This window comes from Mesorhizobium sp. M0659 (assembly GCF_040320605.1).
In the GTDB taxonomy this organism is placed as follows: Bacteria; Pseudomonadota; Alphaproteobacteria; order Rhizobiales; family Rhizobiaceae; genus Mesorhizobium.
Map to the genome: position 1 here is coordinate 202,054 of NZ_JAMYPY010000007.1, position 13,849 is coordinate 215,902.

Here is a 13,849-nt window from a genome sequence, read left to right on the forward strand (position 1 = left end):
GCCGCAGGAACTCAACGCAGCCAGCCTACGGCCAGTTCCCTGGCGGCATCAAACGCGCGTTGCGGCAGTGTGCCGACGCCGACAGATTCGGCGGCGAAAAGCGGCGTTTCCTGGCTCAGCGTATCGCCGATCCAGACGCGCAGCGCGCCGACGGGTTGCCCCTCCTCCACCGGCGCCGATACCGGCCCCTGATAGACGATCCTGGCGGTCAGCTTGTCGCGGTTGGCGATCGGCAGCAGGACGTCGATCGGCGCCTTTGCCTTCAGCGCTACGCTGGATTTGGCGCCGCCGAACACCTGGGCCTCGCCGACGACTTCGTTGCCAGCGAAAATCTCGGTCTTCTCGAAGGAGCGGACGCCCCATTCGAGCAGCTTGCGAGCTTCCTCGGCGCGCTCGCGATCATTGGCCAATCCGCTCATCGCCGCGAACACCCTGGTTCGGTCATGGCTGACCGAGCCGACAATGCCGAAACCGCCCGCCTCGCTCGACCCGACCGCCAGCCCATCGGCGCCGATGCCCATGGCCAGCAACGGGTTGCGGTTCTTTTGCGAGATCTTGTTCCAGGTGAAATCGGCCCGGCCGTAATAGAGATAGAGATCCGGATATTCGCGCCATATATGCAGGCCAAGCTGCGCCAGTTCGCGCACTGTCGTCTGCTGGCCGTCGGCCGGCAGGCCGGTGGAATTGACAAATGTCGATTTCGGCAGCCCGATCTGGCGCGCGCGATCGTTCATCTGAGCGGCGAAATTCTCTTCCGAGCCGGCCATGCCTTCGGCCAGCACCATGCAGCCGTCATTGGCGGCCTGTATGGTGACCCCCTGGATCAGGTCCTCGACCCGGACCGCCGATTTGAGCTTGGCGAACATGGTCGACGTTCCCGAAGGCGCACCGCCCTTGCGCCAGGCATTTTCCGAAACCACGAAGGTGTCGTCGAGGCTCATGCGCTTCGACTTGATGGCGTTGAAGACCATCTCCATCGTCATCAGCTTGGCCATCGAGGCCGGCGGGATCGGTTGGTCGGCATCCTTGGAAAACAGCACCGTGCCGGTTTCGGCATCGATCATGAAAGCCTGCGTCGCCTTGGTCTCGAAAAGCTGCGCGTTGGCCGGAACCAGCGCGGCAAGCAAGAAGCCAAGGCCAAAAAGCCCGGCAAAAGGGTGGAAAAGGCGAAATCGCATGAAGAGGCTCGACTGTTAGCCGGCAGAAACTTGCCGCAACGCTATCAGGCTTCTTCCCGGCGGATCAACCGCGCAATGACAAAACCGGCGTGCCTTTGTTGGTCAGTTGCGCACAGCCAGCGCGTCCGGCGCGCCATGCGACCATGCCGCGCGCAAGAGGTCGTCGACATTGCCATGGCCATCCGGATAGAGATTGACCGCGTACCAGTCATTGCCGTCGAGTTCGGTGCTCTGGATTTCGGTCCTGCCGAACGGTTCGAGAGCCGCAGCCACCCGCTTTGCCTCGGCAGCATCGTCGAAGGATCCGGCGGCGACATAGTCGGAAACGGCAGGCGATGCCTGCGGGTTGGATTTCTTCCACGATTGCAGGATGTCGGCTGGCGACATGCCCTGGTCGTCAAGCGCTGCAAAGACGTCGGCGCGCTGTACGCGCTCATCCGCATAGGAGAGCGAAGCCACGGCAAAGGGCGATTCCGGGCGCTGAGGCACGATCGGCCCGAATTCAGGCAGCGTCACATCGCTTGAGGCCGGTGCCTGCATCGACATCACTGGCTGTGTGTCGGAATTCGTCAACTGACCAGGAAACGGCACTACGGCAGGGGGTGCGCCAACAGATAGGCTCGGCGAAGGTCCGTTCATCGCCACCATGACGCCGGTCGGCAAGCCATCGGACGGGTCCGGGCGGTTGCCCGGGCGGTAGGAGGCGACCAGATATTGGTCGTCGTCGCCGTCGAGCGGTGCGCGGCCAATATATTCCACCTTGACCCTGGCCGTGCCGACCTTGGCATAGTCGAGCATTTGCGCGGCGCGTTCCGAGACATCGATGATGCGTCCCTCATGATAGGGGCCGCGGTCGTTGACGCGCACGATGACCGAGCTTCCGGTCTCGGTGTTGGTGACACGGGCATAGCTCGGCAGCGGCATGGTCGGATGCGCCGCGGTCAGATGGGTCATGTCGTAGACTTCGCCATTGGCTGTGAGACGACCGTGGAAGGCATCGCCATACCAGGAGGCGAGACCGACCTTGGCGTAGCGCTTGTCTTCCTTGGGGTAATACCACTTGCCGCGCACCTGATAAGGCTTGCCCAATTGGTCGCGGCCGCCGCCGCGCCGCATGTACTGAACGCGCGGGCTGGCCTTCACACCGTATTCGGTCTCGGCAAAATATTCCTTCGAGCGAGGCTTCTTGTAGACCATGGCTTTCGGCTCGGACTGCGGCGACGCGCACGCGGCCAGCAACGCAGCCGAAAGAGCGCACAACACCAAAGCAGGAGCGCGACGAAGACGCCGATGCGTCGTGGTCTGCATGTTTTCCGATGTCCCCTACCGTCTCGACACAGGCGCTGCTTCTAGAATTTCGGCGGAGCCAGATGAGCAATGTCTGCGACGCGCCAATCCCCATCCCTTGTGCGCAGGAATTGTTTATCAGCGTATTAATCGATTGTGTCCGGAACCGGGCAGGAATGTGGCGGAGTTCTTGGGTCGGTCGGGCCTGTGGAGAGGCATCCGAGACCTAGCCCAGGCCCTTGGAGCCTGAATGTGAATCTACGGCATGAAGCGCGGCTGGCTGGAACCGACCGACCCGAGATACGTTCTGCGCCTCATGGATGAATTCATTGAACGTTTCGGGCAACAGACGTGGCTGCCCTTTTCCGTAATATCAGCCAGGCTTTTGCTCGCGGCCGTCCTTGGCTCCATCGTTGGCATCGAACGCGAATGGCGCAACCGGCCGGCCGGATTGAGGACACACATCCTCGTCTCTGTTGCGACGGCTCTAATTGCCATCCTCACGATCGAGATTACTCACCTTCACGTCTTCGATGGTCAGGAAATCGCCATTGATCCTATCCGCTTGATCGAAGCCACGACTGCCGGCGTGGCATTTCTGGCCGCCGGCCTGATCTTCTTCTCCAAGGGCGAGGTTCAAGGGCTTACCACCGGGGCGGGCATGTGGCTGGCAGGCGCCATAGGCATGGCGGTTGGGCTCGGGTTCTGGCAGATCGCGGCTTTGGCAACTGTCCTCGCACTTGTTGTGCTGGGTCTTCTGCAACTTGTGCAGGTCGGCAGCAAGGATCGCAATTAGAGCCCTCGCGTTCGAAAAAATGGGTTCGCAGCCCCGTTCGGGCAACGAAGGCCACCCCCTATTGTCCAGGGCAGCGCCGGTGGTTGACTTGGCGCTGCGCAACGCTCTAGAGAAATGAACCGCAAGCTGGTCCGGAAGGCATAGGTGTCATTTGATACCAACTGTCGTTCAGTGGGTCGGTTGATGTTCCTAAATGATTGAAAGATCACGACGGAGGGATGGCCGAGCGGTTTAAGGCACCGGTCTTGAAAACCGGCGTGGGTGCAAGCCCACCGTGGGTTCGAATCCCACTCCCTCCGCCAGATATTTGGCTATCTGCTGAATTGCCTCTGTATTTTCAAAGAGGGCCAAATCTTTCCTAATTTCCGAAAACGAAGAAGCCCGCCACCGTGAGGCAGCGGGCCAGCGTGGGCGCAAACGTTGCGCCAGCCTAAGGATCAACATTCGTCCTGGCTATAGAGCCGTTTGGTCGCGCGGTCGCTTTCCATGCGTTCTGCAGGACCACGGTGGCGTCGGGTCATAAGAACGTATGCAATCAGTAGGGCCAGCAACAGTGGCCCACCAGCAACGACGATCAACCACATCACACTTTCAAACATGAGGCATCTCCTTCACGTCACAACCGTCAAGGAGAAGAACCGTTCCGTTCAAAGTTACAGCAACACCAGCACCTCCTGCGACTGAGGGCCGTTTTCCCATGTGACCGTTTCGGAAATCCGGGCTCCGCTGCAACAAAAGGCTGCGGCTGCACGTTGCGGTTGATCATTCAACCAGGAGCAAAGCAAATGGCCGACGACAAAACGAAGACGGACTTCCGCGATCGGGACCGCGTCTCTGCCGATGAGGATTATGAAGTCGAGTATTTCGCCACCAAGGCCGGCATCACCCCGCAGCAGGTCAAGGAATTGATCGCGAAGCACGGCAACCGACGCGAGACGCTGGAGCGGGAAGCGAAGGCTCTGGGGAGCGGTAGGTAGGCCGGCATGCCAGAGTACCAGGTGGAAGAGTGGCATGGAGAGGAGTGTGTCTCAACTCAGGCCACGAACGCCGATGATCCGTTATCTGCGGTAGAGAAGGTCACGGGCCAAAGGGTGTCGCCTAGAGCGCTTCAGGAGCATTGGTTTCGTGTCGTCGATGAAGATGCGCGAAGCACGCATGAATTCAGCCTTGAGGACGGCGGCGCGGCTGCAGATTTCGCAAAATAGCCATCACCAGAATCTCGGACCTGCATTAGGACCAACGCTGCATAGGCGAGAAAGGTACAGCCGCCGGGCGAACCCGACGGCTTTATCGTCGACTGGATCGCTGCCGCCACATGGGGCCTTAGGGCGTGGCCGGAGCCAGCTTGGCGGCTACTTGGTCGATCTTGTCGGCAAGTACGCTATTGGCCCAATCTGTGACCTCAGGGTCGACGGGCTTGTTGGCCATTTGGGCAAGGGCTGCATCGAGCGATGGGACGTTGGCAGCGGCGTCAGCGGCGGCGGCCTTAGCATCGGCGGCGGCCTGGGTGGCGTCATCGAATGCTGTCTGTGCTGCATCGAGGTCGGCCTGCGTCGGGACATCTTCGGGCAGGGTATTCGGGTCAGCCGCTTTCGCATTCAGCGCGTCGAGCGCCGCTTTGGCGTCGGTAACCGCCTTATTAGCAGCATCGAGCGCCGATTGAGCGTTCTTGGCTATTGCCGACTGTGTCACAAAAGCCTGCACGCCAGCGAAGTTCTTGCTCTTGGAGTGCATAAAGGCGTTGGCGTTGCGCTGCAGCGAGTTCAACCGGCCGAGCTTGGCATGGATATTCTTTTCCTTGGACACAGAAGGGGTAGCGGCCTTGGCGACCTGGCCCTTAGGGGCCTGGCCCTTGGCGGATGCCGACTTGCCGACCGAACCGCCGCCTCCGCCATTGCCGCCAGCATTACCGTTTCCTCCGCTATTGCCATTGCCGTTACCGCTACCATTGCCATGGCCGTTACCATGGCCGTTGCCACCAGCAGCAGCCAGGGCCGGCGACACCAGAAGCGAGAACACCGCAAATGCAGCAAAAAGGGTCTTTCGGGATGTCATAACTACCTCCGAGATTGCCACCGCCACTAACCGCTATAGCGGGCAACATGAGGAAGCGCTAACACAAAGGGTAAACTTAGATATAGCTGTGCTTTCATTGCGACAACGAAACGGCCGGCCAGCGAAACGCCAACCACCCTAACTCTTTGAAATTGCTGAAGTGAGATCACCCTCGTTGGGACCGGCCGGCCTTCCGAACTCAAAGGTCCTAGACCGCTCGGACCAAGGTCTTAAGCCGTGGTTTCGGCCGCGACTCAGAAGTCGTGACGGCGCGGCGACCTTCGGTAGTCGGCACCGTGTCGGCCTGAGGCCGAGCTCGACATCGATCCGCTGCTGTGTCCCAAAACACCGCCTAAGTGGTTGTATTCTGCCTTTTGATAAAAGCGCTAGTCTGAGGTAAATTTCGACCGGCATCTGGCGGGCTTACGTTATGCAGCATCGAACGTTCTTTGGCGGCAAGGTCACCGAGATCCCCACTTCGTTACATTGCGATCCCAGGGGAATGCTGACCGCTATCGAGTTCAGCGGTTACAATTTCCAAGCCGTGCGGGCGTTCGTCGTCACCGCGCCGCGCGGCACGTCGCGGGGCGGACATGCACACGGGTCGGGCCGGCAATTGATGATACAGCTGTCGGGCGAGATCGGCATCGAATTTCGCTACCAGGAACAGGTCGAACGGCTGACGCTCACCGCATCGAACCGCGCGGTGCTGGTCGATGCCCCGGTGTGGGCGCTGCAGACCTATGAAGGCGAGAACCCGTCTTTGCTGGTTTTCTGCGATACCGAATACGACCCTGAAAACTACGTATCGAACCCCTGATGACACTCATCGGGAAAGGAGAGGCCGCGATGCGCGCCAGGACATGACAGCGCCTCGCGGCAGAATGGCTATTCTCGGCGCCGGCATCATGGGCGCCAGCCTCGCTCTCATGATGGCCCGCAGAGGCTACGCGGTGTCCCTCTTCGACAAAGAGAGCGAGCCGATGGCCTGCGCCAGCCGTTGGAACGAGGGCAAGATTCATCTCGGCTATCTCTACGGGAACGATCCCTCGCTGCTGACCGCCCGGCATCTGCTTTCGGGAGGACTGTGTTTCGGCAGGCTTGTTTCCGAGCTGATCGGAAGCAATCTGGAAGCGCACACGACCCTTTCGGAAGACCTTTATCTGGTCCATCGCAACTCGATCGTCGCTGCCGAGGCGCTGGGGGCGATCTTTGAACGTGTGGATGTATTGGTGCGCAGCCACGCTGACGCCACGAGCTACCTTGCCGACGTATCGGCGGCGCGGTCGAAACGGCTTTCCAGAACTGAATTGGCCGATGTCACCAACTCGGACCAGATCGTCGGCGGCTTCCAGGTGCCGGAGCGATCCATCAACACGCGATGGGTTGCCGACCGGCTTTGCCCCGTGCTTCGGGGTGAACCCAACATCAGCTTGCGAATGGCGGCCAAAGTCCTGTCGGCAAAGCCGGTGGACGGAATTGACGGGAAATGGCGCGTGGCGGTCGCAGGCGAGAAAAGCGAGGCGTTCGACATTGTCGTCAATTGCCTATGGGAGGGGCGGCTGGCTGTCGACCGCACGGCCGGCATCGAGCCGGTTCCCGGATGGTCGCACCGCTACCGGCTTTGCCTGTTCGGCCGCACCAGGCAGCCTGTCGATGTGCCGTGCGCGGTCGTCGCCCTTGGCCCATTCGGCGACATAAAAAACTATGACGGGCGCAACTTCTATCTCTCCTGGTATCCGAGCGGGTTGCTTGCGGAGAGTGGCGTATTGTCGATCGAAACGCCACAAGCGCTCGATGCCGACGCACGACAGCGGTTCATCGGCGACGTTCGCGCCACGCTCACCCGGTTGGTGCCCAGTGTTTCCAGCATGTTCGACGATGCCGAGGAGCTTGAGGCGCGCGGCGGCTTCGTGTTTGCGCAAGGGCGTGGTTCGCTCAGCGACCCGAAAGCCACGATCCATCGCCGCGACCAATTCGGGATCAACCGCTTCGGCAACTACATCTCGGTCGACACAGGTAAATATTCGACGGCGCCGTGGCTTGCCGACAGGCTGGCGCGGCAAATCTGCGGGATCGAATGATGGGTGAGACAGAACAGGGCGGCGCGAAGCAGGTAGCGCAGAAACAAATCCAGCTTCGATCCGGCTGGCGGCCGAAGGTCACCGCGCTGGTGCCATGCTACAATTCGGCGGCATTCATTTCGCGTACGCTGGACAGCCTCGCCGCGCAGACCTGGGACAATATCGAGATCCTGGTCGGCGAGGACAATTCGACCGACGCGACATTCGAGATCGTTTCGGCCTTCGCCGGCGGCCGCGACGATGTCCGTATCCTGCGCCGGGACAAAAACCTGGGATGGCTGAAGAATTCCAACGATCTGATGGCCAATGCCAGCGGCGAATTGATGTTCTTTGCCTTCCATGACGACGTCATCGATCCAACCTATATCGAGGCGTTGGTGCGGGCGCTCGATGCCAATCCCGAGGCCGTACTGTCGTTCAGCGATGTCGAAGTGATCGAAGTAAGCGGCGAAAGTGCCACGTGGAAGTTCGACCTGCTGGAGAGCTTGCAGGACGGTTTCGCGCGTGGCCGGGCGATGGCGCGCCAGCCGCATGGATGGTGGGTTCCCAATCGTGGGATATTCAGGGCCTGGGCGTTCCACCGTAGCGGCGGGATCAAGCCCAACAGCCAAGGCGAATTCAGCGCCGACTGGACCTGGCTTCTGCATCTGTCGCTGCTCGGCGGCTTTGTCCGCGTGCCGCAAGTGCTCTGCCACAAATACTACCGGGCGGGCAGCATCAGCCGGCGCTGGGACCGCAACAGCACCCAACGAAGGGCCTTGCGGGCGGCGGGGATAAGGGAGGTCTGGCACAGCGAGGCCGGCCTTGCACAGAGAACCTTCCTCGCTGCCTATATCGCCTTGCGGCCGTGGCGGTGGGTGCCGCGATCGCGAGAAGCGGAAAGACGGCGAAACAGGCAATCGGTGCATGGCAGCCCGGACAAATAAGAATGGCGCCGGCGACGTGTCAAAGCGGCTGCGCCTGCCCGGGTAACGGCGATTTCCGGGCATATCCGGCTGCCCCAAAATGGCACTCCGGTTGATTCCTGAGCCGAAATATGCTCGTTCTCCCGCCCATGAAAAAACTATTCCTTGCGGCGCTGGCCTCGGTGACGCTGGCCTGGCCCGCCCACGCGATGGACGCCGCCCTGCGCGCCGGCCTGCTGAAACTCGACCCGGAGACCCGGCTGGAGCAGAGATGCGACGCCGAAGTGCTCGACCGCATCAGCCATGACGACCACAAGTACAAGGCAGACCGCGTCGTCGCCTACGCCTTCGCGACACCGGAAATGAAAGCCGATGTCATCCGCAGCCCGGGTGCTGCCTTCCGCAGCAAGGGACAGTGGTACCGGCTGAAGTTCAAATGCGAGACGGCGCCGGACCATATGGAGGTCCTGCAGTTCCGTTACCGCATCGGCGACGAGATTCCGGAAGCCGACTGGGCGAAGTACAATCTCTACGACTGAATTCGCTGCGACCAGAATTCTCTCTGGCAGAACGACCTTCCCTATTCCCGTGGCTTTCAGCGTCGGCCGTTAGAGCGGTTCAGCTTTTTATGGAGCAGCTGACTCACCTAAAGCGCGTCGCGTTTGAACGGACTCAGGCGACGCGCTTTAGCAGGCTGCTGCAAAAGTCGCATTTGGCTTTGTTTTATGATTCACTTTCGTCTGACAACGGGAGTGATTTGCGATGCGGGGTCGTAGTGAAGGACCGGGAAGCCTTTTCAGCTATGTTCCGTTAGAGAAGCGCATTCCGTTGGATCATCCTCTGCGGGCGATCCGGCAGTTGTGCGATGAAGTGCTTGGTCGTCTGGATGGTCGCTTCGAGGCGCTCTATTCGGGCATGGGCCGGCCGTCGATCCCACCGGAGATGTTGCTGCGGGCGACACTGCTGCAAGCGTTCTTCTCGGTTCGTTCGGAACGGCAACTGATGGAGCAGATTGATTACAATCTGCTGTTCCGCTGGTTCGTTGGCCTGCCGCTTGACGCGCCGGCGTGGCATGCGACGGTTTTCACCCACAATCGCGACCGGCTGCTTGAAGCCGATGTGGCGCGAGAGTTTTTGGGTGAACTGATGGGCCTCAAGCGGGTGAGCAAGCTTCTGTCGAGCGAGCATTTTTCGGTGGACGGCACGCTGATCGATGCCTGGGCTTCGATGAAGAGCTTCCGCCCGAAGGATGGTTCGGGCGATCCGCCAGGGCCAAGGCGCAATGGCGAGCGCAACTTCCGCAAGGAGAAGCGCTCGAATCAGACACATGCCTCCACGACCGATCCCGACGCCCGGCTCTACCGCAAGGCGGACGGCCATCCGAGCCGCCTGTGCTTCATGGGCCATGTGCTGATGGAGAACCGCAACGGGCTGGCGGTCGATGCAACGTTGACGCACGCCACCGGCAAGGCCGAGCGGGAAGCCACGCTTGTCATGCTCGACCGGCGGCAAGGCAAACATCGCATCACGCTGGGCGCCGACAAGGCCTATGACGTCATGGATTTCGTTGGCGACCTGCGCCAGCGCCAAGTCACTCCGCACATCGCCATACAAGGCACGGTCTCAAGCGCGGGCACGGTGCGCAAGACCGCTATCGACGGGCGCACCACGCGCCATGCCGGCTATGTGATCAGCCAGCGCATCCGCAAACGCATCGAGGAGATATTCGGCTGGGTGAAGAAGCCGGGCGGATTGGCCAAAACCAAATTGCGAGGGCAGCCAAGAGTGGAGGCCGTCTTCACCTTTGCGGTCATCGCCTACAATCTGGTTCGCATCCCAAAGCTCCTGAAAGGGCAGATCGCATAACCGCCAGCAGAAAGGACCGCAACTCGCGCAGCAAGCTCAGCTGCAACCCGCCGCGAAAATCGCGCAGACAACAGAAAACTTCCGTCAAAAATATCGAGATCAGCAACGATCAGACTTTTGCAGCAGCCTGTTAGGTCTTTGTTTTTATGCATGTCGTTGTCTCAAAACCGGGGCCACTTTTGAGCGACATGCACTAACTCTTTGTTTTTGCATAATTTCGGACGGAAAACCGCTACGCACTTTCCTGGAATTGCGCCGGCAGTCTCTTGACGCGCGGGAACCATACACGTTAGGGCGTCGGCATATCCGACGACGAACACGCCGATACAGCAAGGGGCTCCGGTCGATGGACATTTTCAGCGCTGCAAGCATGACGGCCCTCCTCCAGGTCATCGCTATCGATCTGGTGCTTGCCGGCGACAATGCCATCGTCATCGGCCTTGCCGCCGCCGGCCTGCCGGTCGAGCAGCGCAAGAAAGCCATCCTGATCGGCGTGTTGGCGGCGACTGTGCTGCGCATCCTGTTTGCCGCCGTCACCGTCAAGCTTCTTGCCATTGTCGGCCTGCTGCTGGCCGGCGGCATCCTTTTGTTGTGGGTGTGCTGGAAGATGTGGCGCGAGCTGCGGACGTCGCATGCCGACGAGTTCGAGGCGACCGAGGCGCTGTCCGATTCCGACCTCAACAGCGACAGAACGGTGGGTGGCAAGGCGCCGCGCAAGACGCTCGGCCAGGCGGCCCTGCAGATCGTCGTCGCCGATGTTTCGATGTCGCTGGACAATGTGCTGGCGGTCGCCGGTGCGGCGCGCGATCATTTTCCCGTGCTTGTCATAGGCCTGGTGCTGTCGATCGCCTTGATGGGCTTGGCCGCGAGCTTCATTGCCAAGCTGCTGCATCGCCACCGCTGGATCGCCTATGTCGGCCTGCTGATCATTCTCTACGTCGCGATCGATATGGTCTATCGCGGCCTTGTCGAGGTCTGGCCGCATGTCAGTCCTGTGGTGAGCTGACGCTGCCGGTCCTACAGCTTCTGTATAGTACGGGTATCTGCCGGAGGCAGTGGTCGCGTTCGCCGCAGCCGCTGCCCATACCAATGCCGCAATAAGTGTGGTACTGGCCGCCGATCCCGAAAAACCCGGAATGTTTTCTCATGTCTGCGCCTCGCGTCAGTTTCGTCAGCCTTGGATGCCCGAAGGCGCTTGTGGATTCCGAGCGCATCATCACGCGCCTGCGCGCCGAAGGCTATGAGATCGCGCGCAAGCATGACGGCGCGGACCTGGTCGTCGTCAACACCTGCGGCTTTCTCGATTCGGCCCGCGACGAATCGCTCAACGCCATTGGTTCGGCGCTTTCGGAAAACGGCCGGGTGATCGTCACCGGCTGCCTCGGCGCCGAGCCGGACGTCATACGAGAGAAGCACCCCAACGTCCTCGCCATCACCGGCCCGCAGGCCTATGAGAGCGTGATGGCCGCGGTGCATGAGGCGGCGCCGCCCAGCCACGATCCGTATATCGACCTTCTGCCGCCGCAAGGCGTCAAGCTGACGCCGCGCCACTACGCCTATCTCAAGATTTCCGAAGGCTGCAACAACCGCTGCACCTTCTGCATCATTCCGGCGCTGCGCGGCGACCTCGTCTCGCGCCCGGCGGCCGATGTGCTGCGCGAGGCCGAGAAGCTGGCCAAGGCCGGGGTCAAGGAATTGCTGGTCATCTCGCAGGACACCAGCGCCTACGGCATCGACATCAAGTACCAGACGTCGATGTTCGGCGACCGCGAAGTGCGGGCGAAATTCCTCGACCTGTCGGAGGAGCTGGGCAAGCTCGGCATCTGGGTACGCATGCACTATGTCTACCCCTACCCGCATGTCGCCGATGTCATCCCGCTGATGGCGGATGGAAAAATCCTTCCCTATCTGGACATCCCCTTCCAGCACGCCTCGCCGCAGGTGCTGAAGAACATGCGCCGTCCAGCCCATGGCGAAAAGACGCTGGAGCGCATTCGCGGCTGGCGCGAGGTGTGCCCGGATCTGGCGATACGCTCGACCTTCATCGTCGGTTTCCCCGGCGAGACCGACGAGGATTTCGAGATGCTGCTCGACTGGCTGGACGAGGCCAGGATCGATCGCGCCGGCTGCTTTAAATACGAGCCGGTCCGCGGCGCCCGCTCCAACGATCTCGGCCTCGAACAGGTGCCGCAGGAGATCAAGGAAGCGCGCTGGCATCGCTTCATGCAGCGCCAGCAGAAGATCTCGGCGACGCAGCTGGCCAAGAAGGTCGGCAAGCGCCTGCCGGTGCTGATCGACGAGGCGCATGGCACGTCTGCCAAGGGCCGGACAAAATACGACGCGCCCGAGATCGACGGTTCGGTGCATATCCAGTCGCGCCGCCCGCTGCGCCAAGGCGACATCGTCACGGTCAAGATCGACCGCGCCGACGCCTACGACCTTTACGGCTCGGCGGTTTAGAAAATTACCAAAAAGGGCGCCTCCCGGCGCCCTCGGATTTTTGGCACAGCCCTCGGCGCGGTTTCGCAGTCGAAGCGTGCAGCCCGCGAAATGAAAAAGGGCGCCGCGCGGCGCCCCTTCTCCTTTGCGTTTCCGATATTTACTGCGGCAACTTGTCGTCGACGCCCTTCACATAGAAGTTCATGCCGAGCAGCGTGCCGTCGTCGGCGACTTCGCCGTCCTTGAGCCACGGCGTGCCGTCCTGCTTGGCGACCGGTCCGGTGAAGGGGTTCCAGCCATCTGCGATTTTCTTGGCGGTTGCCTCGGCCATCGCCTTCACATCGTCCGGCATGTTGGTGAAGGGCGCCAGCTTGACGGCGCCGTCCTTGATGCCGAGCCAGACATTGTCCGGCTTCCAGGTGCCGTCGAGCGCTGCCTGAACGCGGCTGATGTAGTACGGCCCCCATTCGTCCGTCAGCGAGGTCAGCTGCGCGTTCGGCGCGAACTTGATCATGTCGGAGGACTGGCCGAAGCCGTGCAGCTTGCGCTCTTCCGCCACCTGCAAGGCAGCGGTGGAATCGGTGTGCTGAACGATGATGTCGGCGCCCTGATCGAACAGTGCCTTGGCCGCGTCAGCTTCCTTGCCCGGATCGAACCAGGAGTTCACCCAGACGATCTTGGCCTTGAAGTTCGGGTTGACCGACTGCGCGCCGAGCATGAAGGAGTTGATACCCATCACCACTTCGGGGATCGGGAAGGAAACGATATAGCCGGCGACCCCTGCCTTCGATTCCTTGGCGGCGATCTGGCCGAGCACGTAGCGGCCTTCATAGAAGCGCGCATTGTAGATGCCGAGATTGTCAGCGGTCTTGTAGCCCGTGGCGTGCTCGAACATCACTTTGGGGAACTTCTTGGCGACCTTCACTTCCGGGTCCATGAAGCCGAAAGAGGTGCCGAAGATGATCTTGCAGCCTTCGCGCGCCAGACGCTCGAAAGCGCGGTCGGCATCGGGACCTTCCGAGACGTTCTCGAGATAGGCGGTTTCGACCTTGTCGCCGAGTGCCTTCTCCACCTCGAGGCGGCCTTGGTCGTGCTGGTAGGAATAGCCGAAATCGCCGATCGGGCCGGTGTAGACCCAGCATGCCTTCAACTTGTCGGCGGCCTGGGCCGACGCCGCCAGTGACATGGCGGCGGTCGTGGTCATCAACGCAATAAGCAGTTTTTTCATTGTGTTACCTC

General features: G+C 61.0%; 14 protein-coding genes and 1 tRNA gene. 10 read left to right on the forward strand and 5 right to left on the reverse strand.

What is annotated here, in order from left to right; genetic code table 11:
- Positions 1 to 11: 11 nt before the first annotated feature.
- Positions 12 to 1,178 carry a D-alanyl-D-alanine carboxypeptidase family protein gene (locus NKI31_RS14175; RefSeq protein ID WP_023748650.1) on the reverse strand — a complete coding sequence of 389 codons (1,167 nt, stop codon included), beginning with the start codon at positions 1,176 to 1,178 and terminating at the stop codon, positions 12 to 14.
- A 102-nt stretch (positions 1,179 to 1,280) separates the two neighbouring features.
- The gene (locus NKI31_RS14180; protein WP_023701721.1) at positions 1,281 to 2,486 is read right to left on the reverse strand and encodes a septal ring lytic transglycosylase RlpA family protein; all 1,206 of its coding nucleotides are present in this window, start codon (positions 2,484 to 2,486) and stop codon (positions 1,281 to 1,283) included.
- Positions 2,487 to 2,730: 244 nt separating this feature from the next.
- Here NKI31_RS14180 and NKI31_RS14185 point away from each other — a divergent pair, with 244 nt between their 5' ends.
- Complete coding sequence (locus NKI31_RS14185) at positions 2,731 to 3,261, forward strand: MgtC/SapB family protein (RefSeq protein ID WP_502899135.1); 531 nt, start codon at positions 2,731 to 2,733, stop codon at positions 3,259 to 3,261.
- Positions 3,262 to 3,473: 212 nt separating this feature from the next.
- A tRNA-Ser gene (locus NKI31_RS14190) sits at positions 3,474 to 3,563 on the forward strand.
- A 135-nt stretch (positions 3,564 to 3,698) separates the two neighbouring features.
- Here NKI31_RS14190 and NKI31_RS14195 read toward each other — a convergent pair.
- The gene (locus NKI31_RS14195) at positions 3,699 to 3,860 is read right to left on the reverse strand and encodes a hypothetical protein (RefSeq protein WP_352651870.1); all 162 of its coding nucleotides are present in this window, start codon (positions 3,858 to 3,860) and stop codon (positions 3,699 to 3,701) included.
- Between the two features lie 186 nt (positions 3,861 to 4,046).
- Between NKI31_RS14195 and NKI31_RS14200 the strand changes: the two genes are divergently transcribed.
- Positions 4,047 to 4,238, forward strand: coding sequence for a DUF3606 domain-containing protein (locus NKI31_RS14200; RefSeq protein WP_023668952.1), 192 nt, complete (start codon positions 4,047 to 4,049; stop codon positions 4,236 to 4,238).
- A 346-nt stretch (positions 4,239 to 4,584) separates the two neighbouring features.
- Here NKI31_RS14200 and NKI31_RS14205 read toward each other — a convergent pair whose 3' ends face one another.
- Positions 4,585 to 5,316 carry a hypothetical protein gene (locus NKI31_RS14205; RefSeq protein ID WP_352651871.1) on the reverse strand — a complete coding sequence of 244 codons (732 nt, stop codon included), beginning with the start codon at positions 5,314 to 5,316 and terminating at the stop codon, positions 4,585 to 4,587.
- A gap of 430 nt (positions 5,317 to 5,746) precedes the next feature.
- Between NKI31_RS14205 and NKI31_RS14210 the strand changes: the two genes are divergently transcribed.
- The 7 genes from NKI31_RS14210 (at position 5,747) to rimO (ending at position 12,631) form a co-directional block, all read left to right on the forward strand.
- Positions 5,747 to 6,136, forward strand: a complete 390-nt coding sequence (locus NKI31_RS14210) for a sugar 3,4-ketoisomerase (RefSeq protein ID WP_352651872.1) — start codon at positions 5,747 to 5,749, stop codon at positions 6,134 to 6,136.
- 43 nt (positions 6,137 to 6,179) lie between these two features.
- Positions 6,180 to 7,400 (forward strand): FAD-dependent oxidoreductase, encoded by a 1,221-nt coding sequence (locus NKI31_RS14215; protein ID WP_352651873.1) that lies wholly within the window; start codon positions 6,180 to 6,182, stop codon positions 7,398 to 7,400.
- Positions 7,400 to 8,326: a glycosyltransferase family 2 protein gene (locus tag NKI31_RS14220; RefSeq protein WP_352651874.1), complete on the forward strand. Its 927-nt coding sequence runs from the start codon at positions 7,400 to 7,402 to the stop codon at positions 8,324 to 8,326. Before NKI31_RS14215 ends, NKI31_RS14220 begins: the two co-directional genes overlap by 1 nt.
- A gap of 110 nt (positions 8,327 to 8,436) precedes the next feature.
- Positions 8,437 to 8,844: a DUF930 domain-containing protein gene (locus NKI31_RS14225; RefSeq protein ID WP_352651875.1), complete on the forward strand. Its 408-nt coding sequence runs from the start codon at positions 8,437 to 8,439 to the stop codon at positions 8,842 to 8,844.
- Positions 8,845 to 9,067: 223 nt separating this feature from the next.
- A complete protein-coding gene (locus NKI31_RS14230; RefSeq protein WP_352651876.1) occupies positions 9,068 to 10,171 on the forward strand; it encodes an IS5 family transposase in 1,104 nt (367 codons plus the stop codon).
- Between the two features lie 346 nt (positions 10,172 to 10,517).
- Entirely contained in the window at positions 10,518 to 11,177 is a 660-nt protein-coding gene (locus tag NKI31_RS14235; protein ID WP_023682529.1) for a TerC family protein, read from the forward strand.
- A 140-nt stretch (positions 11,178 to 11,317) separates the two neighbouring features.
- Positions 11,318 to 12,631, forward strand: a complete 1,314-nt coding sequence (gene rimO / locus NKI31_RS14240; RefSeq protein ID WP_023691314.1) for a 30S ribosomal protein S12 methylthiotransferase RimO — start codon at positions 11,318 to 11,320, stop codon at positions 12,629 to 12,631.
- 139 nt (positions 12,632 to 12,770) lie between these two features.
- Here rimO and NKI31_RS14245 read toward each other — a convergent pair whose 3' ends face one another.
- A complete protein-coding gene (locus NKI31_RS14245; protein ID WP_023682527.1) occupies positions 12,771 to 13,838 on the reverse strand; it encodes a BMP family ABC transporter substrate-binding protein in 1,068 nt (355 codons plus the stop codon).
- Positions 13,839 to 13,849: the final 11 nt, after the last annotated feature.